The sequence below is a fragment of the Stenotrophomonas sp. AB1(2024) genome, from assembly GCF_037482345.1.
In the GTDB taxonomy this organism is placed as follows: domain Bacteria; phylum Pseudomonadota; class Gammaproteobacteria; order Xanthomonadales; family Xanthomonadaceae; genus Stenotrophomonas.
Window position 1 is genome coordinate 576,938 of record NZ_JBBHKO020000001.1, and the last position, 23,552, is coordinate 600,489.

The window sequence follows — 23,552 nt, forward strand, 5'->3', positions numbered from 1 at the left end:
ATGAACCAGACAAGCGCCCTCGCCTGCCGCCACCCTGTCGCACACAGCAGAACGGCCGGGTTTCCCCGGCCGTTCCTTTTACCTTGCCACTACCTCAGTTCATCAGAACTGGTAGCGGAAGCCCAGCTGCACCGACCACTGCGAGACACCGACGTCGAAGCCGTCTGCGTCATTGTTGGCCACCGCCGGCTCGTCCGCGCCGCGGAAGTTGTACACGTACTTGCCGTCCTTGATGCCCTGCAGGGTGGCAACACGCGCATCGGCGAAGAAGCCGTAGTCGTAGATGTTGCCCCAGTCCTTGTTGATCATGTTGCCGATGTTCTGCACGTCCAGCCAGATCTCCGACTTGTGACCCTTCATGAAGCCCGGCAGTTCCTGGCTGATGCGCAGGTCGAAGGTGTTGATCCAGCCGGTACGGAACTGGTTGGCCGGAGCGTGGCTGCCTGCGTACTTGGCCAGCTGCGGGTTGTTGGCCAGCCATTCGTAGAACGACTTCTCCATTGCCGCATCCGGGGTGAAGGTGCTGCCCACCAGATTGCCGAACAGCACGTCGCCCGGGCCGGTCGGCACGTAGAACAGGTCGTTCGCGGAGCGGCTGTCGCCGTTGGCGTCGTTCACGTACACGTAGCTGTACGGACGGCCGCTGCGACCTTCGTACACCAGGCCGACGCGGGTTTCGTAATCACCGAAGAACTTGTGCTTCCAGTTCAGCGCACCCGACAGGCGATCGCGGATCTGGTAGCGCGAGGTGTTCTCGATGTTGTCGTTGGCGTTGAAGGCGTACTGGTAGCCCCAGCCCGAGCTGGCGGTGGAGCTGGTCAGCGAGCCGACTTCGGTGGCATCGGTGTAGGTGTAGCCGATGTTCCAGGACCAGTCGCTGTCCGGCGCCCACGGCTTGGCCAACGACACGGTGAACTGCGAAGTACGGCCCTTGTCGGTGTTGGCGATCTCGTACACCGCGTCGTAGGCCTGGTTGCGTCCGGCGCGGGCATCGTTGTTCACCCAGAGCGAACCGGTCTTGCCCGGTGCGTAGTACATGTCACGACCGTCCGGACCCTGGTACTGCACCGGGCCCAGGTTCAGGTTCTTGTAGTACAGGGCGTCCTTGACCTTGGTGACCAGCAGCTCGGCCGACGCCACGATGCCGTACCACGGGGTCTCATGGTCGAAGGCCAGGTTGGCCTTGTACACCGACGGCATGTTGAAGTCACTGCCGACGAAGTTCACGTTCTGCCGGTTCGAGCCCGGAGTGGTCGGGACCGGCTGGCTGTCCTTGTTCGGGTCGAACGGCAGCGCCGGGTTGTAGGCGTTGAAGGTGTAGACCGAGTTGTTGAAGCCGGTCGCCGAGTAGCTGTTGCTCAGCCACACCTGCGGGGCATCGCCCTGGAACAGGCCCACGCCGCCGCGCAGCTGGGTCTGGCGGTCGGTGTCGAAGGTGTAGTTGAAGCCGGCACGCGGCTGGATCAGGAACTTGTTGCTCAGCACTTCACTGTTGTCGAGACCGAAGAACTGCGAGGCCGTAGCGTTGTAGGCCGGCGCCGGTGAGGTGTCGGCACGGTCGGCACGCACGCCCAGGGTCAGGGTCAGGTTGTTGTTGACATACCAGGTGTCCTGCACGAACAGGGCCAGGTTGCTGAACTTGTAGTCAGCCGGAATCGAGCCTGGGGTGCGTTCCGGGTTGTAGTTGTAGCTGCTCCAGCGGCCGGCAGCGAAGTTGTCCAGGCCGTAGAAGGTGTAGGCACCCCACGAGGTGGCGCCGAAGTAGTTGAAGATGTCGTTGGTGTCGTACGACGCACCGAACTTGACGTCGTGGTCACCCAGGGTCCAGGTGCCGGCCGCGTAGTAGTTCCACGCCTTGGTCTGCAGGATGTTGTTCTGCGAGTTGACTTCGGTGCCGAGGTACAACGAGTCGCCGGACGGCGAAGCCTCGGAGCCGTCGAAGAAGATGCGGATGCTCGGCGCGTCGGTGGACACGTTGCGGATCGCCGAGTACTCGCGGTACGAGGCCTTCAGTTCGGTCGAGAAGTTCGAGGTCCAGTCGCTGAACAGCTGGGCGACGTAGCTCTCGTTGGTCTTGTCATGCTGGTACCAGTACGAGCTCAGCGAGGCCGAGCTGGTGGTCATGCCGTTGATGCGCAGCTTGCTCTGGTCGATCTTGCTGTAACGGATGTTGGCACGGTGGTTGTCGCTGATGTTCCAGTCCAGCTTCAGCGCGTACTCTTCCATCTCGGTGTCGCCGTTGCTTTCCAGGCCACCGGCGTTGATGCCGTAGCCCTGGGCGATATCCTGCGCACGGGTCACGTCGGCCAGGGTGAACTGCGGGTTGGCCTTGCCCAGCGCGGTGCCGCTCAGGTCGGCGCCCGGCGCGGCCTGCTTGAACTTTTCATAGTTGGCGAAGAAGAACAGCTTGTCCTTCACGATCGGGCCGCCCACGGTCATGCCGTAGGTTTCTTCCTTGGTGAAGCCGTTGAACGGCTGGCCTTCGGGGTTGTCGCCGAACCAGTCGCCGTCACGGTAGGTGCCGTAGACCGAGCCGTGGAATTCGTTGGTGCCGGACTTGGTCACCGCGTTGACGGTGGCACCGGCGGCGGCAGCGATGCTGACGTCGTAGTTGGACAGGTTGATGTCCAGCGCTTCGATGGCTTCCATCGCGACCGGCTGGCGGCGGGTCGGCATGTTGTTGCCTTCCAGGCCGAAGGTGTCGCTGGCGGACACGCCATCGATGCTGATCGAGTTGAAGCGCGGGTTCTGGCCACCGGCCGAGATCGAGCCCGAGGCGCGGTCGATGAAGGTCACGCGCGGATCAAGACGCATCAGGTCCTGGATGTTGCCGCCGATCGACGGGGCCATCTCGATCTGCTGCTGGCTGATGTTGGTGCCCGAGCCCATCTTGGTGGAGCTGAACACTTCCGAGCCGCCGGCCACGGCCACGACCTGCACCGCGTCGAGGTTGGTCGCGGCGACATCGCCGGTCAGGGCGGCGTTGACGGTACCGGTCTGGTTCACGCCCAGGTACACGCCCTCTTCGGTCTTGGTGCCTTCACCGGGCTTGTTGATGGTGATGGTGTACGGACCACCCACGCGCAGGCCGCGCGCGTTGTAACGACCCGCAGCATCGGTCGTGGCGCGGCTGACCGTGCCCGACTCGGTGTGCGTGATGGTGACTTCGGCGCCCGCGACGGGCTGGCCTGCAGCGGAGATGACCTGGCCGCCGACACCGGCAGAGGTGCTCTGGGCGAAGGCGGGGGCGGCTGCAAGTGCGGCCACGAGACCAAGGGCGAGCTTGGACATCCGGAGACAACGTGGGTGGGTCATTGGGAGTAGCCTCGATGCGAGTTGGCGATGACGGAAAAAAAAGCGCGCCCAAGCAGCCATTCAGCGGCTGTCTGGACTTTTATCTGGGTTCCCTTGCCGCAGGCTGGTTTCAGCCGCAACGGTTAACACTAGATTAACACGATAAGCCCGCTATATGACCGTTTGGCGACAAAACACACGCCATCACAACGCGATCGTGACGCCTTCTTCACAATTGGCTGAACGGGGCGATATGCCGGGCTTCTTTCGCGTTCAGGGTCGAGCGCGCCGCTATCCGCGCGATTGCTTCGGATCAAGGGTAAGTCGCGGCTGTTGCCAGCCGGTTACGCCAGGTCCCACACCCGGCCGCGGTGGGCGATGCCCTGGGCTGAGAGCAGTTCGACGGCTGCGGCAGCGCAGGCAACCGGATCCCGGGCCATGCCGTCCTCGTCAATCGAGTACGCCCGAGCCCGCAGTGCGGTGCGCATCGGGCCGGGCTGCAGGCCACTGACCCGGACCGGGCTGTTGGCCAGCTCATCGTGCAGCGCGGCGATCAGCCCGCGCAGGCCATGCTGGGCGGCACCGTACCCGCCCCAATAGGCGCGACCGACCCTGGCCGGATCATCCACGGTGAACACCAGCGCGGCATCGTCGCGCTGGCGCAGCAGCGGCAGGCAGGCCTGGGCCAGCCAGGCCGGAGCGGTCAGGTTCACATGTACCGCCCGTGCGAATGCGCCCGGGTCGGCGTGCTCGAAGGGAGTCAGGCCGGCGAAATCAGCGGCGCAGTACAACACGCCATCGAGCCGGCCGAGCTCGGACTGCAGCCGCTCGGCCAGGGTGGCGTAGTCGTCCGGGGTGGCCCCTTCCAGGTCCAGCGGGTACAGCAACGGCTCGGGGCCCACCGCTTCCACCGCCGTGTAGACCCGGTCCAGCCGGCGCGGCTTGCGCCCGAGCAGGACCACGGTGGCACCGGCGGCGGCACAGGCGATGGCGGCGGCGCTGCCGAAGCCACCACCGGCACCGGCTATGAGAATGACGCGGTCGGCCAGCGACCCGGTCCCGACCACAACGGACGGGATGGCGCTCACGGCTGCGAGGCCTCTTCGACGATCCGCTTGAGTTCGCCGGATTCGAACAGCTCCAGCACGATGTCGCAGCCGCCGATCAGCTCACCGTTGATGAACAGCTGCGGGAAGGTCGGCAGGTTGGAGAACCGAGCCAGGTTGGCGCGGACCTCGGGCAGTTCCAGCACGTTGACGGTGCGCAGCGACACGGCGCCGGCGGCCATCAGGGCCTGCACGGCGCGGCTGGAGAAGCCGCACATGGGGTATTGCGGGGTGCCCTTCATGAACAACACGAGGGGGTACTTGTCCACTTCGGCCTGGATCTCTTGCATTACCGCCACCACGACTCTCCCTGCGCCACGGGACACCCGACCTCGCCGGTCGGATAGACTTCCCTGGACGGCCATTGTAATCCTACTGGCCCTGCCTCCGGCGCCCCGTCTCCAGCCTGCTGCGACCCATGCCCCTAGAATTGCCCCGCCTGCCCTACGACCGCACCGCCCTGCAGCCGCATCTGTCGGCCACCACCCTGGACCTGCATCACGACCAGCACCACCGCGCCTATGTGGAGGCAGTGAACGCGCGCATCGAAGGAACCGAGCTGGCCGAGCTGCCGCTGGAAGAGATCGTGCGGCAGAGCCAAGGCAGCCTGTTCGACGCGGCCGCGCAGGCCTGGAACCACGCCTTCTATTGGCAGTGCCTGCAGCCGCGTGGCGGTGGCGATCCGCAGGGTCGGCTGGGCGAGCTGATCAGCCGGCATTTCGGCGACGCCAAACGGCTGCGCGAAGAATTCGACCGGGTCGCGCTCGGTGTATTCGGCGCCGGTTGGGTGTGGCTGGTGCAACACCCCAACGGCGCGCTAGCGATCGTGGCCACCCGCAATGCCGGCACCCCGCTGACCGGCCAGAGTACCCCGCTGCTGGCCTGCGATGTGTGGGAACACGCGTATTACACCGACTACCAGAACGAGCGCGGCAGGTACCTGGAAGCGTTCTGGAAGCTCGTCAACTGGGACTTCGTGGCCGCGCAGTTGCGCGATTGAGACACCTCAACCGCGCAGCGTCGCTACCGCAGGACCCACCTGTTCGGTACGACCCAACTGCTGCCCCACCGCTTCCAAGGCAGCCGCCAACACCTCCGCCTCACCCTCGCGCAGCGTGGCATGCCCCACCTTGCGACCGTCGCGCGGCTGCTTGCCGTAGTCGTGCCAATGGCCACCGGGCTGCGCCAGCACGGCGTCCGCGTCGGGCATCTCACCGAGCCAGTTGAGCATGCAGGCATGGCCCAGCATGCGGGTGTCGCCCAGCGGCAGCCCCACCACGGCGCGCAGGTGGTTCTCGAACTGCGAGGTTTCGCTGCCTTCGATGGTCCAGTGGCCGGAGTTGTGCACGCGCGGCGCCATCTCGTTGGCCAGCAGCTCGTCGCCCCTGCAGAACAGCTCCAGTGCGAACACCCCCACGTAATCCAGGCGTTCGGCCAGCGTGTGCGCGTAGCCGATGGCCGCATTGTGTTGTGCGGAGGACAGCTGCGCCGGGGCCAGGCTGGCCGACAGCACGCCATCCACGTGCCAGTTGCCGGTGACCGGCCAGGCGCGGAACTCGCCATCCTGGCCGCGCACCGCGACCACGCTGACTTCGCGTTCGAAGGCGACAAAGCCCTCCAGGATCAGGCCGGTACGTGCCACCTGCCCGCCCAGGGCTTCCCACGCAGCATCGATGTCGGCTTCGCTGCGGAGCCGGAACTGGCCCTTGCCGTCGTAGCCGAAGCGGCGGGTCTTGAGGATGCACGGCAGCCCGAACTCGGCCACCCGGGCGGCCAGCTCATCGCGGCTGCGGATGTCGGCGAACGCCGGCAGCGGAATGCCCAGCTCACGGAACAGCGTCTTTTCGCTCAAGCGATCCTGCGCAACGGCCAGGGCATCGGGATTGGGATACACCGGCACCCGCTCGGCCAGGAACTGCGCGCTGCGTGCCGGCACGTTCTCGAAATCGAAGGTCACCACGTCCACCCGTTCGGCGAACGCGGCCAGCGCGGCCTCGTCCTCGAACGCGGCCACCTGCAGCGGCGCCAGTTGCCCGCCACAGGCGTCGGCGGCGGGGTCGAACAGTTCAAAGCGCAGCCCCATCGGCGCACCGGCCAGGACCATCATGCGGGCCAGCTGGCCGCCGCCCAGAATGCCAATCGTCAACGTGGTCATTGACGCGGATCGTCGTGGGCCATGACGTCCTCGGTCTGGCGGGCGCGGAAGCCGTCCAGCGCCTGGCCGATGGCCGGCTGTTCCGGGGCCAGCATGGCGGCGGCGAACAACGCGGCATTGGAGGCCCCGGCGTTGCCGATGGCGAAGGTGGCCACCGGGATGCCGGCCGGCATCTGCACGATCGACAGCAGCGAATCCATGCCGTTCAACGCCTTGGACTGCACCGGCACGCCCAGCACCGGTACCGCGGTCTTGGCCGCGATCATGCCCGGCAGGTGCGCGGCGCCGCCGGCGCCGGCGATGATGGCGCGCAGGCCGCGCGGGCCGGCCTGTTCGGCGTAGGTGAACAGCACGTCCGGCGTACGGTGCGCCGAGACCACTTTCACTTCGTAGGGAACACCGAGCGCGTCGAGCTTCTGCGCCGCGTGCTGCATGGTCTCCCAGTCGGAGCGGGAACCCATGACGATGCCGACGAGCGGCGCGGATTGGTTGGGGGTCATTGGCCGTCACCTGCCTTAAAGACGTATTCTAGCCGCCTTCCACGCAAGACGAAGAATCCATGGATCGCAAAGTCATCGACCTCCTGTGCGCACCCCGCACCGGCCAGCGCCTGTCCCTGCTGGACCCCAAGGGCCTGGACGCGCTCAACCGGGCCATTGGCGCCGGCACGGTGTCCAATGTCGACGGCAACGCGCTGGACCAGCCGCTGCGCGAGGCGCTGGTGACCCTCGACCGCAGGCAGATTTTCCGGGTCAACGATGGCATTCCGGTACTGCTGCCGGAAGAAGCCATCGACACCGCCCAGATCGCCGATTTCCCCAAATAATGCGCCCCGCCGTGCTGACGCCCCCGGACGCCAGCCAGGTGCAGGCCGATGTCGCCCGTGCCCTGGCCGAAGATATCGGCAGCGGCGATGTGACCGCCGCCCTGCTCCCGGACCGGCCGGACAGTGCCTACCTGCTGTGCAAGCAGGAGGCGGTGATCGCCGGTCGGCCGTGGTTCGATGCCACCCACCAGGCACTGGACCGGCAGGTGCGGATCGAATGGAAGGTGGCCGAAGGCGATGCGGTGGCCGCCGGCACCGTGCTGGCGATCCTGCACGGGCGCAACCGCAGCCTGGTGAGCGCCGAGCGCACCTCGCTGAATTTCCTGCAGACGCTGTCGGGCACGGCCACCACCACCGCGCGCTACGTTGCTGCCGTGGCCGGCACCGGCACGCGCATCCTGGACACCCGCAAGACCCTGCCGGGCCTGCGCGCGGCGCAGAAGTACGCGGTGCGCTGCGGCGGCGGCGACAATCATCGCCAGGGCCTGTACGACACGGTGATGCTCAAGGAAAACCACATCCGCGCCGCCGGTTCGCTGACCGCTGCGGTGAACGCTGCACGGGCGCAATGGCCGCAGCTGCCGCTGGTGGTGGAAGTGGAGGACCTGGAGCAGCTGCGCGAAGCGCTGGTGGTGGGGTGTGATCGCATCCTGATCGACGATTTCGATGCTGCCACCCGGCGCGAAGCGGTCCAGATCGCCGCTGGGCGGATTCCGCTGGAGGTGTCCGGCAGCGTTGACCTGGCTGGCCTGCGCGCGATCGCCGAGGACGGGGTGGACTGCATTTCGATCGGCGGGCTGACCAAGCATGTGCAGGCGATCGATCTGTCGTTGAAGCTGGGCCACCCGCCCGGTTGAGGCGCCCAATCGCACCAGGCCTGGGTTTCACGGTATGGGCAGGCGCTGTCTGCGAGGCTTCCCCTGCCCCCAGATGGAGAGCGCGGATGCGCCCCTTGCCCCTGCTTGCCTGCCTGTCGCCCCTGGTCCTGCTGCTGCCGGGCACCGCCGCCGCCGCCGAAGTCTGTGACATCCCGCCGCGCTACGGCCTGAGCCCGCTGGCGGTGAGCATCGTACGCGTCGCCTGCAATGAGCACCGTTTGTGGTACCGGCCCTTCATCGACGGTGAAGGGCGTGCCGCCAATCTCGGCGTCAGCGAGGCCGAACGCGAGTACCTGGCCGACGACGGCATGCCCGCGTGGCAACGCGTGGTCGGCTACTGGCGCGACAGCGGCACCCTGGGTCCGATGGGTAGCCAACCCGGTGCGTCCAGCTGCATGCAGCCGTTCGGCACGCGCTACACCGACAGCGACTGCCGGGCCTTCCTGATCGACAACCCGTGGTCGGCCGCCTTCATCTCCTGGGTGATGAGCCGGGCCGGCGTACCCGGTTTCACCCGCTCGCCGCGCCACATCGACTACATCCGCGCCGCTTACCAGAACACCGGCCCCTACCGGATGACCGACCCCGCGCAGGAAAAACCCGCGCCCGGCGACCTGCTCTGCTACCTGCGTGGCCGCAGCGAATCGCTGAGTTACACCGGGCTGGTGCAACAGCTCAGCGGCGGCACGGTGGCGAACTGGAAATCGCACTGCGAGGTGGTGGTCGCGGCCAACATGGGCGGCGACCACACCCTCTACGTGATCGGCGGCAACGTCATGAACACGGTGGCGATGCGCAAGCTGTCGCTGGATCGAAGCGGCCGCATCGAACTCCCTCCGGCCCGGTCCAGCGATCCCTATGACATGGGATGTACGCCCGGACGCGAAGACGAGTGCAACTTCAACCGCCAGGACTGGGCTGCGCTGCTGAAGCTGGTGGCGACCACACCGATGGGGTCGGCGCCCAGCTACACGCCACCGCCCGCTCCGGCAACCGGTCTGCCACCGGCGCCCGCCCAGCCTGGCGTGCCGGCCACCAATCCCCAGCAGAAACCCACATTCCCCCGCGTTGTCCCGCCGAGGCCGCAGCCGCCGCAGTCGCCTCCCGCGCAACAGCAGCAGCCCCAGAAACAGGACGGGCCGCCGCGCACCACCTGAGCCGCGCGAGCTGGCTTGATCCGGGGCCGGTTCGTCGCCATGTTGGAGGTTCCTGACCACGATTCCGCCCCGAGCCGCCGATGCCCAGTCTTATCCTGTTGATGATTGCCGGCGCGTTCGCCTATGCCTTCTGGAACTCGTCGCGTGCGGCCGCGGAACGCGCCATCGAACTGGGCCGCAACGCGTGCCGCGCCGCCGACGTGCAGTGGCTGGACCAGGCCGTGCATGCCAGCGGCATCCGCGTCTGCCGCAAGGACAATGGCTGGCTGGGCTGGGAACGTACTTACCGCTTCGAGTACTCGCACGACGGCATCGACCGCCACACCGGGCGGATGGTGCTGCGCGGGGATGCGCTGGTGGCCTTCGTCGGCCCCTCGGCAGCACGGATCAGCGAGATCCGGCGCAGCGTGGATACCAGCGGCGCGGAGGATGTGTAGAAAACCATCGCCGCCCCTGGGCGGCGATGGTTTATTTCACCACCCGCAGGTGCGGGCGGCCGCTGGGCTTGGGCGGGGTGTCGTCCGGAGTCGGCGTGTCATCGGGCGGCAAGGTGTCGTCCGGGCCCGGCTCATGCCCGGGGATGTCGTCCGGGAGCGCCATGCCCTGGCCGGTTTCGCGGGCGTAGACGGCCAGCACGGCCGAGATCGGCACCTGCACCGGGTAGCTGGTGCCCGAGAAGCGTGCGGAGAAGCTCACGCTGTCGTTGTCGATGTGCAGGCGCACCACCGCGCGCTCGGCGATGTTGAGAACCACGCGACCATCTTTCACCGCACTCTGCGGCACCTGCACGCCGGGCATGCCGGCGTCGACCAGGATGTGCGGGGTCAGGTCGTTGTCGTTGATCCATTCCACCAGCGCACGCAACAGGTAGGGGCGGTGGCTGGTCATGCGGAAAGTGTCTTCAGTCATTGTGGGGCGCCGCGGAAGGTGGCGGCTCTGGATTCTGGTTGCCTGCCGCAAGTGTACGCGCCCACCCATGCAGCGGTCAGCATGCACGGCCCCCGGCGTAAAGCGCCGATGCAGCGAACCGCCGATCAGACCGGCAGGTCGCGCAGCTTCTTTTCCTGGTCGGTCAGGCTGCGGATGAAGCCCGGGTGCCGGAAAATGCGGTTGCCGTAGTCCTCGATGGATTTTCCATCCTTGGGCAACGGCACATCCAGCGACTGCAGGCGCCAGATGATCGGCGCCATGGCGCAATCGGCCAGACTCATTTCCGGATTGAGGAAGAACTTGCTGGCCTTGAACAGCGGCACCGCACTGGTCAGCAGTTCCTTCAGGCGCTTGCGCCCGGCTTCGGCCTGGGTCTTGTTGCCCAGCTGGATCGCCTGCACCTGCGGCACCCAGTCGTGCTCGATGCGCAGCATCGCCAGGCGGATGCGCGCACGCGACAGCGGGTCCACCGGCATCAATGGCGGGTGCGGATAGCGTTCGTCGAGGTATTCGCTGACCACCGAGGCCGCGTACAGCACCAGTTCGCGCTCGACCAACGTGGGCACCGAGTGGTACGGGTTGAGGTCGATCAGATCCTCGGGCGGGTTCTGCGGGTCGACCGGGACGAAGTCATAGGTAACGCCTTTGGCAGCAAGCACCAGGCGCACGCGATGGCACAGCACGTCGTCGTTCGAGGAAAACAGCGTCAGGGTATTCCGCATGCGTACGCTCGCCGCCATCAAAGGCTCTCCAGCGACCGGTATCCGCCGGTCGCATCGGCGCCGCCGGCCCATTGCCGACAGTCGTCACAGTACCCGAGTGTGCAACTGCACATCACAAAAGCCAATAGGCCGATCGGCGGTAGGCCGCATCGATCGGCATTGGCGGCGTCGCGAGGCTCAGTGCACGTCCTTCCAGTACTCCTTTTTCAACAGGTAGGCCAGGAAGGTCAGCAGCGCCAGGAACAGGATCACCCACACCCCCAGCTTCTGCCGCTTCAGCGCAGCCGGTTCGCCGGCGTACTCCAGGAAGTTGGTGATGTCACGCACGGCCTGGTCGTACTGCCCGGGATCGACACTGCCCGGCTGCGCGAGCTTCAGCCCGATCACGGGGGCATCGGCACCCGGGGTTTCCGGCCTGCCGTGCACCGGATGCTGCAGGCCCTGCATCTCCCACAGCGGATTGGGCATGGAGGCGTTGGGGAACAGCGCGTTGTTCCAGCCCAGTGGGCGGCTGGTGTCCAGGTAGAACGACTTGAGGTAGGTGTAGACCCAGTCGCTGCCCCGCACCCGCGAGATCAGGCTGAGATCCGGCGGCATCTTTCCGAACCACTTTTCCGCCCCCGCCTTGGGCATCGTCACCGGCACCGGTTCGCCGATGGGTACGCCGGTGAAGTTGAGGTTGTTCATGACCTCTTCTTCGCTCAGTCCCAGGTCCTGCGCCATCCGCGAATAGCGCAGGTACTTCAGCGCATGGCAGCCCGAGCAGTAGTTCATGTAGAGCTGCGCGCCGCGCTGCAGCGACGCGCGGTCACCCAGGTCGTTGCCGGCCTGCAGGGTCTTGCCGCCTTCGGCGGCACCCGCCACGGTGCTGGCCAGCATCAGGGCGGCCGCGCAGGCCAGCCGGACAATCCAGTGGTCAGTCATGCGTGGTCACCCGGTCTGGTACCGGCAAGGTCCTGTCCAGCTTGGTCCATAGCGGCATGGTGATGAAGAAGGCGAAATAGAGGAAGGTCAGCACGCGGCCAACGTAGGTCTCATGCGCATCGGTGCCGGGCCCGGAACCGATCACACCCAGCCAGATGAAGCACACCGCGAACACGCCCAGCAGAGCACGCGACAACCAGCCTCGATAGCGGTAGGACTTCACCCGCGCCTTGTCCAGCCAGGGCACCAGGAACAGGATGGCGATCGCCGAGAACATCACGATCACGCCGCCCAGCTTGTTGGGCACCACGCGCAACATCGCGTAGTACGGCGTGTAGTACCACACCGGCTTGATGTGTTCGGGCGTGACCAGGCGGTTGGCTTCGGTGAAGTTGTCATGTTCCAGGAACAGGCCGCCGAAGCCCGGAGCAAAGAAGATGATGAAGGCGGCGATGATCAGCAGGAAGCCGGCGCCCACCCCGTCCTTGAGCGTGTAGTACGGGTGGAACGGGATGCCATCGGTGGGCGCGGTGGCCGACCAGCGGTTGCCCTTGGGGCCCTTCTTGATCTCCACGCCATCGGGGTTGTTCGAGCCCACTTCGTGCAGCGCGCCCAGGTGCAGCACCACCAGCAACAGCAGCACCAGCGGCAGGGCGATCACGTGCAGGGCGAAGAACCGGTTGAGGGTGGCATCGCTGGGCAGGTAATCGCCCATGATCCATTCGGTCAGCCCGTTGCCGATCACCGGAATGGCACCGAACAGCGAGATGATCACCTTCGCGCCCCAGAACGACATCTGGCCCCACGGCAGCACGTAGCCCATGAAGGCTTCGGCCATCAGCACCAGGTAGATCAGCATGCCCAGGATCCACACCAGCTCGCGTGGCTTCTGGTAGCTGCCGTACATCAGGCCGCGGAACATGTGCAGGTAGACCACGATGAAGAACAGCGAGGCCCCGGTGGAGTGCATGTAGCGGATCAGCCAGCCCCACTCCACATCACGCATGATGTATTCAACGGAGTTGAACGCTTCGAGGGCGCTGGTCTTGTAGTGCATCGTGAGGAAGATGCCCGTCACGATCTGGTTGACCAGGATCAGCAGCGCCAGCGAACCGAAGTAGTACCAGAGGTTGAAGTTCTTCGGCGCGTAGTACTCGCTGACATGTTTGCGGTACACCGGCATCAGCCCGGGCGCACGCGCGTTGACCCAGTCGGCGACGCCGGTGGCGGTACGGGTAAGGATGTTGGCCATGATCAGGCTGCCCCCTGCGGATCAACGCCGATGATGATGGTGGCGTCGTCCTGGTAATGGTGCGGCGGCACCAGCAGGTTGATCGGCGCCGGGACGCCATCGAAGACGCGACCGGACATGTCGAACCTGGACTTGTGGCAGGGGCAGAAGTAGCCGCCCTTCCATTCCGGATCGAACGGCTCGGGGCGGATCTCAGCCACCATTTCGGGCGAACAGCCCAGGTGGGTACACAGCCCGACCAGCACCGAGACCTCGGCTTTGATCGAGCGGAATTCGGGGTTCTCCTTGAGCACGTAGACCGGCTGCTGGTCGGCGTTGCTGGACTGGGGATCCTTCAACCGCCCATCCAGCCCATGCAGCGCTTCAAGGATCGCCTTGGAACGCTTGACGATCCAGATCGGCTGTCCACGCCACTCCATGACCAGTCGCTGGCCTTCCTGCAGGGCGCTGATGTCGGCAAGCACAGGGGCACCGGCCAGTTTGGCGCGGGCACTGGGATTCCAGGACTTGATGAACGGAACTGCTGCGAAACCGACGCCGACTGCTCCCACCACCGCGGTGGTTGCTGAAAGAAATCGTCGACGTCCAGTGTTGACTGGATCGTTTACCCCATCGTTGGCCATCCGGCACTCCGATATTGATTAGGTAGCTTGAGGCTGCCAGCAGACCGGTGGGGGCCAGTCCACAAAGAATCGTGATCGACTATAGCGGAACCTGACTCGGCGACACAATGGCGGTGACGGCCACACTGGTCGCATGCGGCGACACCGCGTGAGCCGGCCAACGGCCGGCGCTACCGCCGCCTGACCGGCATCGCGACGACCGGCTCGACCCGGCATACGGTCGACATCGGTAGCGCCGGCCGTTGGCCGGCCCACGCCATGGCGCCGAAAGCGATGCAGGGCTATTGCGTCGATGCGATGGCACCACGGTAGCGGTCGGCCAGCAGGGCGACGCGTTTCACGTAGTACTGCGTCTCGCTGTAGGGCGGCACGCCGCCGTGGCGGTCGACCGCGCCCTCGCCCGCGTTGTAACCGGCGGCGGCCAGGGTCAGGTTGCCGTTGAAGCGCTTGAGCAGCCACGACAGGTACTGCACGCCACCGCGGATGTTCTGCGCGGCATCGTAGGAATCGGTGACGCCGAAGCGGCGCGCGGTAGGCGGCATCAACTGCATCAGGCCCTGCGCGCCGGCGCGGCTGAGCGCGGTGGGGTTGTAGGCCGATTCTGCGTGGATGATGGCGCGAACCACCGCTTCTTCCACCCCGAACTCGCGCGCGGCCGCCGCGATCTCCGCCTGGAAGGCGGTGGTGTTGAGCCGGATCGAGCCGAAGTTCACGCCCGGATTGGCACCGCAGGCATAGCAGCGCTCGATGAAGCTGTAATGGATGGTGCGGACCTGGCCAAGGCTGGCCAACTGCGCCGGCCGGCGGCTGGTGTAGTGCCGCACGCCATCCTTCATATAGGAGTAGACCTGCCCGTTGACCACGCGCTGCGCCTTGCCGCTGCGCGCAGGCGCAGCGGTGAGGACGGTGGCGGCCTGGGCCGGTGCCGGTGCCAGCGCGGTACCGGAAGCGGCGCCATCACTGGAGGCCTGGCGTGGCGCCGGGGCAACCGACGCCACGGAGGCAGGGGCTGGCGCAGGAGCCGGGGCCCGCGGTGGAACATAGCGACGTGGAGCGCTGCGGTCAGGCCGGTAGTTGCTGACCACGCTGCAGCTGGCGCCGGCGACGCGCTTGCTGACATAGCCGGGAACACCGTCGGCGCCCACACACTTGTACAGCGTGCCCGCACTGGCCGGCACAGCGGTCAGCGCAGCCAAGGCCAGCGCAGCGATCCCCAAGATCCCCTTCATGGGGCGGAGTGTCTCCGTTTCGCGTCCCGTTGCCAAGCCTTTGACGCCTCCATCACGCTGGACCCTGCGCCTGGTCACGGATCGGCGTGACCGGAGGCCACGCAGGGCGTGGCTCTACCCGAGCGCAATGCCCACTGGGCGTAGAGCCACGCCCTGCGTGGCTGCCTTCCGGCCCGGGTACAATACGCGGCTACCCGGCAGCCCCACCCGGCTGCCTGCCCGCCCACCCGACTGGAATAAGCGCCATGACCGGGACGCCAGCTTCGACCCTGCCGACCTCGGCCGGCACCCCCGTGCCTGCCATCGATTCTCCCCGCCCCGACCTGCTGCCCCTGCCCGGAACCCGGCCGCAGGTGACCGGCCCCGTGCGTGGCAAGCTGTACATCAAGACCCACGGTTGCCAGATGAACGAGTACGACTCGACCAAGATGGCCGACGTGCTTGCCGCCGAAGAAGGCCTGGAACTCACCGACGACCCGGCCGAGGCCGACGTGCTGCTGATGAACACCTGCTCGATCCGCGAGAAGGCGCAGGAGAAGGTGTTCAGCCAGCTCGGCTACTGGAAGGCGCTGAAGAACAACGGCCGTGGCGTGATCATCGGCGTGGGCGGCTGCGTGGCCTCGCAGGAAGGCGAGGCGATCATCAAGCGCGCCCCGCACGTGGACCTGGTGTTCGGCCCCCAGACCCTGCATCGGCTGCCGGAGCTGATCCGACAGCGGCGCGAATCGGGCAAGGCACAGGTGGACATCAGCTTCCCGGAGATCGAGAAGTTCGACCGCCTGCCCGAACCCCGGGCCGAGGGCGGCTCGGCGTTCGTGTCGATCATGGAAGGCTGCTCCAAGTACTGCTCGTTCTGCGTGGTGCCCTACACCCGCGGCACCGAGGTCAGCCGCCCGTTCGAGGACGTGGTGGTGGAAGTGGCGCAGCTGGCCGCGCAGGGCGTGCGCGAGATCAACCTGCTGGGCCAGAACGTCAATGCCTACCGCGGTCCGTATGGGGAGGGCGAATTTGCCGACCTGGGCCTGCTGATCCGCACCATCGCCGAGATCGACGGAGTGGACCGCATCCGCTTCACCACCTCGCACCCGCTGGAGTTCAGCGATTCGCTGGTGGATGCCTATCGTGATGTACCGCAGCTGGCCAACTTCCTGCACCTGCCGGTGCAGGCCGGCAGCGACCGCGTGCTGTCGGCGATGAAGCGTGGCTACACCGCGCTGGAATTCAAGGCCAAGATCCGCAAGCTGCGCGCGGTGCGCCCGGACATTTCGATCAGCTCGGACTTCATCGTCGGTTTCCCCGGCGAGACCGAGGCGGATTTCGAGAAGACCATGAAGCTGATCGAAGACGTGGGCTTCGACCACAGTTTCTCCTTCATCTATTCGCGCCGACCGGGCACCCCCGCTGCCGACCTGGAAGACACCATCAGCGATGCGGAAAAGCACGCGCGCCTGTCGCGCCTGCAGGCCCGGATCAACGAGCAGGCCGCGGCCATCTCCCACGCCATGGTCGGCACAGTGCAGACGGTGCTGGTGGAAGGCCCGTCGCGACGGGACCCGAACGAGCTGACCGGCAAGACCGAGAACATGCGGTCGGTGAATTTCCCCGGGCAGGCGCGTCTGGTTGGACAGCTGGTCGATGTGGAGATCACCGAGGCGTACAGCAATTCGTTGCGCGGGCGGTTGGTGGTCGCCTGACCAGGGACCGCGCCGCCACGCAGGGCGTGGCTCTACGGCGGCGGCGACGCGTGGCGTGGCGTGGCACGTGATTGACCTGGGGTAGAGCCACGCCCTGCGTGGCTGCGCGGCGCCGGATCAATCCAGGCGCTTGCGGAACCGCAGGATCGCCAGGGCCATCATCACCACGATGAAGCCCAGCAGCGCCAGTACCTCCGGCCACAGCTCCCACCAGCGGGCGCCGCGCAGCATGATGCCGCGCACCAGGCGCAGGAAATGGGTCAGCGGCAGCAGCTCGGCCAGCCACTGCACGATGCGCGGCATGCCGGCGAACGGGAACATGAAACCCGACAGCAGGATCGACGGCAGGAACACGAACATGGTCATCTGCATGGCCTGGAACTGCGACTGCGCCCGCGTTGAAATCAACAGGCCCAGCGCCAGGTTGGCGGTGATCAGCAGCACCGCCGCCAGGTAGACATCCAGCACGCTGCCACGCACCGGCACCTCGAACAGCCACATCCCCAACACCAGCACCAGCGTGGTCTGGATCAGGCCGATGACCGCATACGGCAGCACCTTGCCGACCATCAGCTCGCTGCGGCTCAGCGGCGTGGCAATCAGCAGCTCCATGTTGCCGCGCTCGCGTTCGCGGACGATCGCCACGGCGGTGAACATCACCATGGTCATGGTCAGGATGATCCCGATCAATCCCGGCACGATGTTGATCGCCGAACGCCGTTGCGGGTTGTAGAAGGCCACCACGCTGATCTGCCCACCTGCGCTGGTTGCGCCCGCGCGCAGCGGCCGGTCATTGCGCACCGGCCGGGTATCGAGCGGCACCTGGGCCAGCTGCACCGCCGCGCTCTGCACCACGGTGTCGCTGCCATCCACCAATACCTGCACCGCCTCGCGACCGTCGAAGCGGCGCCGTTCGAAATCGGCCGGTACTACTATCCCGATGCTGACCTGCCCGCGCCGCAGCGCGGTCATCAGCTGCTCGGGCGTGTCCACGTGCCGGGTCGGGGTGATCACGCCGGTGGCGACCATGTCGGCCAGCAGCGCGCGCGAGGCCGAGGTACCGGCCTGATCGGCGATACCGGTCTCCAGATGGCGCAGGTTGAGGTTGATCGCATAGCCGAACAGCACCAGCTGCATCACCGGGATGCCGACGATCATGGCCAGGGTGATGCGGTCGCGGCGCATCTGGCGCAGCTCCTTGAGCACGATTGCCCACAGCCGCCGCAGGTTCACGGCGTGGCCCCGGCAGCAGCAGGCGCCTCGCGGTCGCGCGTGGCCGACACGAACACGTCCTCCAGGTTGGCCGTGCTGCGCACCACCTCCGCGCCCTGCCCGGCTGCACGCAGCGCCTGCTGCAGGCGCGCTTCGGCATCGTTGTCCTGGTCAAGCAGCACGCGCAGCGTATTGCCGATCTGCGCCACGCTGAGCACCCCGGGCACGCCCGCCAGCGCCCGCTGCGCCTGTCGCGGTTGCGTGGCATGTACTTCCAGGGTACGGCCCTGCAGGGCGGCGGTGAGTTCGGCCGGACTGCCATCGGCGACCAGTACGCCCTGGTCGAGAATCGCCAGCCGGTGACAGCGCTCGGCCTCGTCCATGTAATGCGTGGAAACCAGCAGCGTGGTACCCGCATCGGCCAGGTCAAAGAGCTTTTCCCAGAAGTCGCGCCGCGATTCGGGATCCACCGCGCTGGTCGGCTCGTCCAGGAACAGCAGCTCCGGCGCGTGGATCACCGCACCGGCCAGTGCCAGGCGCTGCTTCTGGCCCCCGCTCAGGGTGCCGGCCAGCTGCTTCTGGCGGTCCTGGAAGTGGTACTGCTCCAGCAGCGCGTCGATCCGCTGGCGTGCCTGCGTTCGCGGGATGTCCTGCACCGCCGCCAGGAATTCCAGGTTTTCGCGCACGGTCAGGTCGTCGAACAGCGAGAAGCGCTGGGTCATGTAACCGATGCGCCGGCGCAGCGCCTCGGCCTGCTCCGGTATGCGCAGGCCCAGCACTTCGATCTCACCCTCGCTCGGGGTGAGCAGGCCGCACAGCATGCGGATGGTGGTGGACTTGCCAGAGCCGTTTGGCCCCAGGAACCCGTACACGTTGGCGCGCGGCACGCTCAGGTCGACATGATCGACGGCCACCAGCGCACCGAACCGCTTGGTCAGCCCGCGCGCGCGGATGGCCAGCGCCGTGGGCGCTTCCGCCGTGGCAGCGGGCGCAGGGGTGTTCAGAACTCGACCCGGACCGGCGCGCCGGCCGGCAGGTCGGCCAGCGCGGTGCTGCCGTCGGCGCGGTCCAGCTCGATTTCGGCCAGCCAGCTGAGCCGCGAGACGTCGTCGCCGCTGAGTGCGTAGTACGGGGTGAAGCCGGGATCGCTGCGGATGCTGCGCACATGCCCGGCGAAGGCGCCATCCCGTCCCTGCAGATGGATCTGGGCGGCCTGGCCCACCCGCACGTTCACGCGCAGCGGCTCGGGCAGGTACACCCGTGCGTAGGGGCGCTCGCCGACCAGCAGTATCACCAGCGGCGCGCCGATCGGCGCCTGGTCGCCGAGCTTGTAGGGCAGCGCGTCGATGCGACCGGCGCGCGGGGCCACCAGGTCGAGTTTGCGCAGCGTCACCGCCTGTGCCGCCGCCTGTGCCTGCGCTGCCTGCAGCGCCGCCTCGCCCTGCGCCACCTGCTCCACGCGGGTGCCGTGTTCCAAGGCCAGCAGCGCCTGCTCGGCGGCGCCCACGGCGCCCTGCGCGCTGCCGGCGGCGGCCCGCGCCCGGTCCACATCGGCGGCGGCCACCAGTTGCTGCCGACCGAGGGGTTGCAGCCGCCGGTAGTAAGCGGACGCGTCGAGCGCCTGCGCCCGTGCCGAGGCCAGGTTGGCCCGCGCCTGGTCAATATCCTCGCGGCGGGGACCTTCGCGCAGTTCCTGCAGCGCCTGCCCGGCCTGGCTGGCCTGTGCTTCCAGCGCCTGCAGCTGGGCGGCGGTGCGGATCGGCTCCAACTGCAGCAGCGCGGCGCCGGCCGCCACCTGCTGGCCCTCATGCACCCGGATGCCAACGATGGTTTCCGCCGCAGGCGCCGGCACGGTGATGCGATCCCACTCCAGCGTGCCGAGCGCCGCAGGCGGCTCCGGCCGGCAGGCGCACAGCAACAGGCCCGCGCCGGTCAGCAATACCCCACGCATGGACAGGCAGCTGGCTGTGGACATCGACGCGGCTCCGGCACGGGCACGACGGTGGAAGAAGGGGTCACCTTGCGCATGCGGCCGTGAAGGAACGGTCAGACGCCACGCCAGCGGCGATGCACTGGTCATGAAATGATCACCCGCGCGCAGCCATTGCGCCGCCTGGGGTACAGGCCCTTATCCACATGTTTCTCCCGTAACCGCCCACAAGCCATGTGGAAAACCCTGAAGTACATGTCGCTTTTTTGACCACACCAGCGTCACCTTTGCGGCAGTAGGGCCGCCAGCGACTATCCACAGGTTGCTGCACCGCTGCTGCACAGCTGCTGTGGAGAACGCGCTGCTGTGGCGACGACCCCACGCCCGCGCTACCCTGTTCGTCCTTTCCCTGGTTTGCGGCACGGTCGTTGCGACCGCAGCCGCCGGACGCAATGACCGCACTGGCACACCGCGATTTCACTCTCGCCCCGGAAGACAACGAACGCCTGGCCAACCTGGCCGGCCCCTTCGACGAGCACCTGCGCCAGATCGAACTGAAGCTGGGCGTGGAGATCGCCAACCGCGGCCACATTTTCCGGGTCACCGGCCCGAAGGCCGTGGCCGAGGAAGCACAGGCGCTGATCGAAGCGCTGTACCTGGAGGCGGCCGATACGCCGTTCGACAGCCACGCCATCCACCTGCGCCTGAACCAGGCCAACGTGGAGCACCTGGTGGAGCGCAGCTACGAAGCGCAGGAAGTGAGCATCAAGGTCAAGCGCGGCACGGTGCGCGGGCGCGGTGCCAACCAGGCCCGTTACCTGCACCAGATCACCACCCACGACATCAATTTCGGCATCGGCCCGGCCGGCACCGGCAAGACCTTCCTGGCCGTGGCCAGCGCGGTGGACGCGCTGAACGAATCCCGCGTGCAGCGCCTGATCCTGGTGCGCCCGGCGGTGGAAGCGGGCGAGAAGCTGGGCTTCCTGCCCGGCGACCTGAGCCAGAAGGTCGACCCGTACCTGCGCCCGCTGTACGACGCGCTGTATGAAATGCTGGGCGTGGAGAAGGTGGTCAAGCTGCTGGAGAAGAACGTCATCGAGATCGCGCCGCTGGCCTACATGCGCGGGCGCACGCTCAACGATGCCTACGTGATCCTGGACGAAGCGCAGAACACCACCGTCGAGCAGATGAAGATGTTCCTGACCCGCCTGGGCTTCGGCTCGACCGCCGTGGTCACCGGTGACCTCACCCAGACCGACCTGCCCAAGCACGTGAAATCCGGCCTGCGCGATGCCATCGAGGTGCTGCGTGACGTGGACGGGGTGAGCTTCACCTTCTTCGAGGCCCGCGACGTGGTGCGCCATCCACTGGTGGCGCGTATCGTCAGCGCCTACGACCGCCGCGACCTGCAGCAGGTCAAGCCGGGCGCCGAATGAGCGCCGCCATCGCGGTGCGGCGCCACACGCGCGATACTGTCGTTTCCTGATTGACCAGAATTGCCGGAACCGCCATGACCAAAGGCCCCATTCGACTCGATGTCGCCGTCAGCTACGCCCTGCCCCGTGCCGGGTTGCCGTCGGCGGTGAGTTTCCGCAAATGGGTGGCCGCTGCGCTCAACGGCCGCATCCGCGAGGCCGACCTGGCCATCCGCGTGGTCGATGCCAAGGAGGGCCAGTCGCTGAACCGGCATTACCGGGGCAAGGACTATGCCACCAACGTGCTCAGCTTCCCCGCCGAGCTGCCGGAAGGCCTGCCCAAGGGGGTCAAGTTCCCCCTGCTGGGCGACCTGGTGATCTGCGCGCCAGTGGTGGCCGCCGAGGCCGAGGAACAGGCCAAGGCACTCAATGCCCACTATGCGCACCTGACCGTGCACGGCGTGCTGCACCTGCTGGGCTGGGACCATGAGGACGACAAGGAAGCCGAGGCCATGGAACAGCTGGAGCGCGACATCCTGGCCGACCTCGGCATCGCCGACCCCTACGCCGGCGAGCGCTGAGCCGCCACCTCCTGACGGACGTTTCCTGCATGACCTTTCTGCGCCCCGCCTGCCTGAGCCTGCTGATCCTGCTGTCCACCCCGGTGCTGGCCGCCGCACCGGCGACGCCCGCCGCCGCGCCGCTGGACCTGGCCGCGCTGATCGAGTGCCGCCAGCGCGTGGCCGACTATGACGCCGTCGCCCCGGTCGTGGCCGATCCGCTCAAGGCGGTGGCCAACGGCATGCAGCCGCTGCCGCAGAACAACCCGTTCATGAGCGAATACCGCCTGGCCACGCCGCTGACGGTGTTCGGCCAGCGCACCGAGTACGTGGCGGTGTCCGGGGCCAGCATCATGGCCATCCTGGACGTGGCCGACCCCCGCCCGATGGCCAAGGCACTGGCGCTGGAAGACGGGGTCGACAACCCCGACAAGTTCATGGCCGGTCGTGAAGTGGTGAGCCGGGACGTGACCGACCCCCGCACCGGCGAACCCATGATCGAATCGATCATCCTGAGCCTGTCCACGGTCAAGACCCACCCGGGCAAGACCCTGGCCGGCTGCACCTACAGCCTGGACCTGCCGGCCGAAGGCGAGGCGCCGACCGACACCCCGCCGGCCCCGGCCAGTGCTCTGCCCCCGTCCGTGAACACCCCGCCGGACGGTCGCTGACAGCGGCCCGCATCCTGCTAGACTGGCACCAACGCCCGGCTCGCCGGGTGCCTTTTTTGCAGAGATGTCTGAAGACGACAGTAGTGGCTCCATCACGGAGCAAAACGAGAAGAAGCGCAGCTGGCTTGAACGCCTGACCTCTGCCTTCTCCGGCGAACCCCACACCCGCGACGAGCTGGTGGCAGTACTGCACTCCGCGCACGACGACGGCCTGATTGCCGCCGACACGCTGCGCATGATGGAGGGCGCGATCTCGGTGGCCGAGCTCACCGTAGGCGATGTGATGATCTCGCGTTCGCAGATGGTCTCGCTGCCGGTGGAAGCCCCCTTCCTTGAACTGATGAAGCAGGTGGTCGAATCGGGCCATTCGCGCTTCCCCGTGCACGGCGACAACAAGGACGACATCCTGGGCGTACTGCTGGCCAAGGACCTGCTGCGCGGCGTGGTCGCCGACAACGGGCCGGCCAACGTGCGCGAACTGCTGCGCCCGGCCGTGCTGATTCCCGAGGCCAAGAAGCTCAATGTGCTGCTCAAGGAGTTCCGGCTTTCGCGCAACCACATGGCGATCGTGGTGGACGAGTACGGCGGTGTTGCCGGGCTGGTCACCATCGAGGACGTGCTGGAGCAGATCGTCGGCGAGATCGACGACGAGCACGACGAGGCCGAAGACCACACCGCGCAGATCGCGATCCAGGCCGACGGCCAGTACGTGGTCGATGCGCTGACCCCGATCGGGGATTTCAACGAACGTTTCGGCGCCACGTTCCCCGACGACGACTACGACACCATCGGCGGCCTGGTCACCGAGGCGATCGGCCACCTGCCCGAAACCGGCGACGAGCTGACCCTGGACCGCTTCGTGTTCCGGGTGGCGCGCGCCGATGCCCGCCGCGTGCAGGCGTTCCACGTGACCGTGCTGCCGCCCGACGCCATCACCGAGGATTGACCCACGCCATGCGGCCCCTGCTGACGCG

Annotated in this window: 24 protein-coding genes; 10 read left to right on the forward strand and 14 right to left on the reverse strand. The window is 67.0% G+C overall.

Going from position 1 to position 23,552, the window contains the following annotated elements:
• Window positions 1-102 precede the first annotated feature (102 nt).
• The 3 genes from WIX41_RS02790 to grxD all read right to left on the reverse strand — a co-directional run bounded on the left by WIX41_RS02790 (window position 103) and on the right by grxD (window position 4,699).
• A complete protein-coding gene (locus WIX41_RS02790; RefSeq protein WP_339445651.1) occupies window positions 103-3,291 on the reverse strand; it encodes a TonB-dependent receptor in 3,189 nt (1,062 codons plus the stop codon).
• A gap of 347 nt (window positions 3,292-3,638) precedes the next feature.
• Window positions 3,639-4,382, reverse strand: a complete 744-nt coding sequence (locus WIX41_RS02795) for an SDR family NAD(P)-dependent oxidoreductase (protein WP_339445652.1) — start codon at window positions 4,380-4,382, stop codon at window positions 3,639-3,641.
• Complete coding sequence (gene grxD / locus WIX41_RS02800) at window positions 4,379-4,699, reverse strand: Grx4 family monothiol glutaredoxin (protein WP_214901246.1); 321 nt, start codon at window positions 4,697-4,699, stop codon at window positions 4,379-4,381. The genes WIX41_RS02795 and grxD overlap by 4 nt, the downstream gene beginning before the upstream one ends.
• Before the next feature lie 119 nt (window positions 4,700-4,818).
• On the opposite strand from grxD, the gene WIX41_RS02805 reads away from it, so the two are divergent.
• Window positions 4,819-5,400: a superoxide dismutase gene (locus WIX41_RS02805; RefSeq protein WP_339445653.1), complete on the forward strand. Its 582-nt coding sequence runs from the start codon at window positions 4,819-4,821 to the stop codon at window positions 5,398-5,400.
• A 6-nt stretch (window positions 5,401-5,406) separates the two neighbouring features.
• Here WIX41_RS02805 and WIX41_RS02810 read toward each other — a convergent pair whose 3' ends face one another.
• Both WIX41_RS02810 and purE read right to left on the reverse strand, forming a co-directional pair.
• Complete coding sequence (locus WIX41_RS02810) at window positions 5,407-6,555, reverse strand: 5-(carboxyamino)imidazole ribonucleotide synthase (RefSeq protein WP_339445654.1); 1,149 nt, start codon at window positions 6,553-6,555, stop codon at window positions 5,407-5,409.
• Entirely contained in the window at window positions 6,552-7,055 is a 504-nt protein-coding gene (gene purE, locus WIX41_RS02815; protein ID WP_339445655.1) for a 5-(carboxyamino)imidazole ribonucleotide mutase, read from the reverse strand. The genes WIX41_RS02810 and purE overlap by 4 nt, the downstream gene beginning before the upstream one ends.
• 59 nt (window positions 7,056-7,114) lie before the next feature.
• On the opposite strand from purE, the gene WIX41_RS02820 reads away from it, so the two are divergent.
• From WIX41_RS02820 to WIX41_RS02835, 4 genes are all read left to right on the forward strand, one after another.
• Entirely contained in the window at window positions 7,115-7,381 is a 267-nt protein-coding gene (locus WIX41_RS02820; protein WP_339445656.1) for a Trm112 family protein, read from the forward strand.
• Entirely contained in the window at window positions 7,381-8,238 is an 858-nt protein-coding gene (gene nadC, locus WIX41_RS02825; protein ID WP_409187304.1) for a carboxylating nicotinate-nucleotide diphosphorylase, read from the forward strand. The genes WIX41_RS02820 and nadC overlap by 1 nt, the downstream gene beginning before the upstream one ends.
• An 86-nt stretch (window positions 8,239-8,324) precedes the next feature.
• Complete coding sequence (locus WIX41_RS02830; RefSeq protein WP_339445658.1) at window positions 8,325-9,416, forward strand: DUF2272 domain-containing protein; 1,092 nt, start codon at window positions 8,325-8,327, stop codon at window positions 9,414-9,416.
• An 80-nt stretch (window positions 9,417-9,496) separates the two neighbouring features.
• A complete protein-coding gene (locus WIX41_RS02835) occupies window positions 9,497-9,853 on the forward strand; it encodes a DUF3301 domain-containing protein (protein WP_339445659.1) in 357 nt (118 codons plus the stop codon).
• Window positions 9,854-9,884: 31 nt separating this feature from the next.
• Here WIX41_RS02835 and WIX41_RS02840 read toward each other — a convergent pair whose 3' ends face one another.
• The 6 genes from WIX41_RS02840 to WIX41_RS02865 all read right to left on the reverse strand — a co-directional run bounded on the left by WIX41_RS02840 (window position 9,885) and on the right by WIX41_RS02865 (window position 15,096).
• Window positions 9,885-10,325: a ClpXP protease specificity-enhancing factor gene (locus WIX41_RS02840; RefSeq protein ID WP_339445660.1), complete on the reverse strand. Its 441-nt coding sequence runs from the start codon at window positions 10,323-10,325 to the stop codon at window positions 9,885-9,887.
• A gap of 125 nt (window positions 10,326-10,450) precedes the next feature.
• The gene (locus tag WIX41_RS02845; RefSeq protein ID WP_068850679.1) at window positions 10,451-11,086 is read right to left on the reverse strand and encodes a glutathione S-transferase N-terminal domain-containing protein; all 636 of its coding nucleotides are present in this window, start codon (window positions 11,084-11,086) and stop codon (window positions 10,451-10,453) included.
• 159 nt (window positions 11,087-11,245) lie between these two features.
• Window positions 11,246-11,947 (reverse strand): cytochrome c1, encoded by a 702-nt coding sequence (locus tag WIX41_RS02850; protein ID WP_409187436.1) that lies wholly within the window; start codon window positions 11,945-11,947, stop codon window positions 11,246-11,248.
• Between the two features lie 37 nt (window positions 11,948-11,984).
• Window positions 11,985-13,244 (reverse strand): cytochrome b, encoded by a 1,260-nt coding sequence (locus WIX41_RS02855; protein WP_282248274.1) that lies wholly within the window; start codon window positions 13,242-13,244, stop codon window positions 11,985-11,987.
• 2 nt (window positions 13,245-13,246) lie between these two features.
• Window positions 13,247-13,867 (reverse strand): ubiquinol-cytochrome c reductase iron-sulfur subunit, encoded by a 621-nt coding sequence (gene petA, locus WIX41_RS02860; RefSeq protein ID WP_339445663.1) that lies wholly within the window; start codon window positions 13,865-13,867, stop codon window positions 13,247-13,249.
• Between the two features lie 281 nt (window positions 13,868-14,148).
• Window positions 14,149-15,096 (reverse strand): lytic transglycosylase domain-containing protein, encoded by a 948-nt coding sequence (locus tag WIX41_RS02865; protein WP_339445664.1) that lies wholly within the window; start codon window positions 15,094-15,096, stop codon window positions 14,149-14,151.
• A 245-nt stretch (window positions 15,097-15,341) separates the two neighbouring features.
• Between WIX41_RS02865 and miaB the strand changes: the two genes are divergently transcribed.
• Window positions 15,342-16,790: a tRNA (N6-isopentenyl adenosine(37)-C2)-methylthiotransferase MiaB gene (gene miaB / locus WIX41_RS02870; protein WP_339445665.1), complete on the forward strand. Its 1,449-nt coding sequence runs from the start codon at window positions 15,342-15,344 to the stop codon at window positions 16,788-16,790.
• Between the two features lie 117 nt (window positions 16,791-16,907).
• Here miaB and WIX41_RS02875 read toward each other — a convergent pair whose 3' ends face one another.
• The 3 genes from WIX41_RS02875 to WIX41_RS02885 are packed head-to-tail and all read right to left on the reverse strand — an operon-like array spanning window position 16,908 to window position 19,977.
• Window positions 16,908-18,023, reverse strand: coding sequence for an ABC transporter permease (locus tag WIX41_RS02875; RefSeq protein ID WP_339445666.1), 1,116 nt, complete (start codon window positions 18,021-18,023; stop codon window positions 16,908-16,910).
• Entirely contained in the window at window positions 18,020-18,955 is a 936-nt protein-coding gene (locus tag WIX41_RS02880; RefSeq protein WP_409187437.1) for an ABC transporter ATP-binding protein, read from the reverse strand. Before WIX41_RS02880 ends, WIX41_RS02875 begins: the two co-directional genes overlap by 4 nt.
• 47 nt (window positions 18,956-19,002) lie before the next feature.
• Window positions 19,003-19,977 carry an HlyD family secretion protein gene (locus tag WIX41_RS02885; protein ID WP_339445668.1) on the reverse strand — a complete coding sequence of 325 codons (975 nt, stop codon included), beginning with the start codon at window positions 19,975-19,977 and terminating at the stop codon, window positions 19,003-19,005.
• 407 nt (window positions 19,978-20,384) lie between these two features.
• Between WIX41_RS02885 and WIX41_RS02890 the strand changes: the two genes are divergently transcribed.
• From WIX41_RS02890 to WIX41_RS02905, 4 genes are all read left to right on the forward strand, one after another.
• On the forward strand, window positions 20,385-21,368 hold the full coding sequence (locus WIX41_RS02890) for a PhoH family protein (RefSeq protein ID WP_339445669.1): 984 nt from the start codon (window positions 20,385-20,387) through the stop codon (window positions 21,366-21,368).
• A 74-nt stretch (window positions 21,369-21,442) separates the two neighbouring features.
• Entirely contained in the window at window positions 21,443-21,928 is a 486-nt protein-coding gene (gene ybeY / locus WIX41_RS02895; RefSeq protein ID WP_339445670.1) for an rRNA maturation RNase YbeY, read from the forward strand.
• 29 nt (window positions 21,929-21,957) lie between these two features.
• Window positions 21,958-22,578, forward strand: a complete 621-nt coding sequence (locus WIX41_RS02900) for a hypothetical protein (RefSeq protein ID WP_339445671.1) — start codon at window positions 21,958-21,960, stop codon at window positions 22,576-22,578.
• 64 nt (window positions 22,579-22,642) lie between these two features.
• Window positions 22,643-23,524 (forward strand): HlyC/CorC family transporter, encoded by an 882-nt coding sequence (locus WIX41_RS02905; RefSeq protein ID WP_339445672.1) that lies wholly within the window; start codon window positions 22,643-22,645, stop codon window positions 23,522-23,524.
• Window positions 23,525-23,552 lie beyond the last annotated feature (28 nt).

Coding starts and splice junctions, on each gene's coding strand:
- WIX41_RS02790 (WP_339445651.1), bottom strand. CDS start 3,291: ATGTCCAAGCTCGCCCTTGGTCTCGTGGCCGCACTTGCAGCCGCCCCC.
- WIX41_RS02805 (WP_339445653.1), top strand. CDS start 4,819: ATGCCCCTAGAATTGCCCCGCCTGCCCTACGACCGCACCGCCCTGCAG.
- WIX41_RS02810 (WP_339445654.1), bottom strand. CDS start 6,555: ATGACCACGTTGACGATTGGCATTCTGGGCGGCGGCCAGCTGGCCCGC.
- purE (WP_339445655.1), bottom strand. CDS start 7,055: ATGACCCCCAACCAATCCGCGCCGCTCGTCGGCATCGTCATGGGTTCC.
- WIX41_RS02820 (WP_339445656.1), top strand. CDS start 7,115: ATGGATCGCAAAGTCATCGACCTCCTGTGCGCACCCCGCACCGGCCAG.
- nadC (WP_409187304.1), top strand. CDS start 7,381: ATGCGCCCCGCCGTGCTGACGCCCCCGGACGCCAGCCAGGTGCAGGCC.
- WIX41_RS02830 (WP_339445658.1), top strand. CDS start 8,325: ATGCGCCCCTTGCCCCTGCTTGCCTGCCTGTCGCCCCTGGTCCTGCTG.
- WIX41_RS02835 (WP_339445659.1), top strand. CDS start 9,497: ATGCCCAGTCTTATCCTGTTGATGATTGCCGGCGCGTTCGCCTATGCC.
- WIX41_RS02840 (WP_339445660.1), bottom strand. CDS start 10,325: ATGACTGAAGACACTTTCCGCATGACCAGCCACCGCCCCTACCTGTTG.
- WIX41_RS02845 (WP_068850679.1), bottom strand. CDS start 11,086: ATGGCGGCGAGCGTACGCATGCGGAATACCCTGACGCTGTTTTCCTCG.
- WIX41_RS02850 (WP_409187436.1), bottom strand. CDS start 11,947: ATGCTGGCCAGCACCGTGGCGGGTGCCGCCGAAGGCGGCAAGACCCTG.
- WIX41_RS02855 (WP_282248274.1), bottom strand. CDS start 13,244: ATGGCCAACATCCTTACCCGTACCGCCACCGGCGTCGCCGACTGGGTC.
- petA (WP_339445663.1), bottom strand. CDS start 13,867: ATGGCCAACGATGGGGTAAACGATCCAGTCAACACTGGACGTCGACGA.
- WIX41_RS02865 (WP_339445664.1), bottom strand. CDS start 15,096: ATGAAGGGGATCTTGGGGATCGCTGCGCTGGCCTTGGCTGCGCTGACC.
- miaB (WP_339445665.1), top strand. CDS start 15,342: ATGACCGGGACGCCAGCTTCGACCCTGCCGACCTCGGCCGGCACCCCC.
- WIX41_RS02885 (WP_339445668.1), bottom strand. CDS start 19,977: ATGTCCACAGCCAGCTGCCTGTCCATGCGTGGGGTATTGCTGACCGGC.
- WIX41_RS02890 (WP_339445669.1), top strand. CDS start 20,385: ATGACCGCACTGGCACACCGCGATTTCACTCTCGCCCCGGAAGACAAC.
- ybeY (WP_339445670.1), top strand. CDS start 21,443: ATGACCAAAGGCCCCATTCGACTCGATGTCGCCGTCAGCTACGCCCTG.
- WIX41_RS02900 (WP_339445671.1), top strand. CDS start 21,958: ATGACCTTTCTGCGCCCCGCCTGCCTGAGCCTGCTGATCCTGCTGTCC.
- WIX41_RS02905 (WP_339445672.1), top strand. CDS start 22,643: ATGTCTGAAGACGACAGTAGTGGCTCCATCACGGAGCAAAACGAGAAG.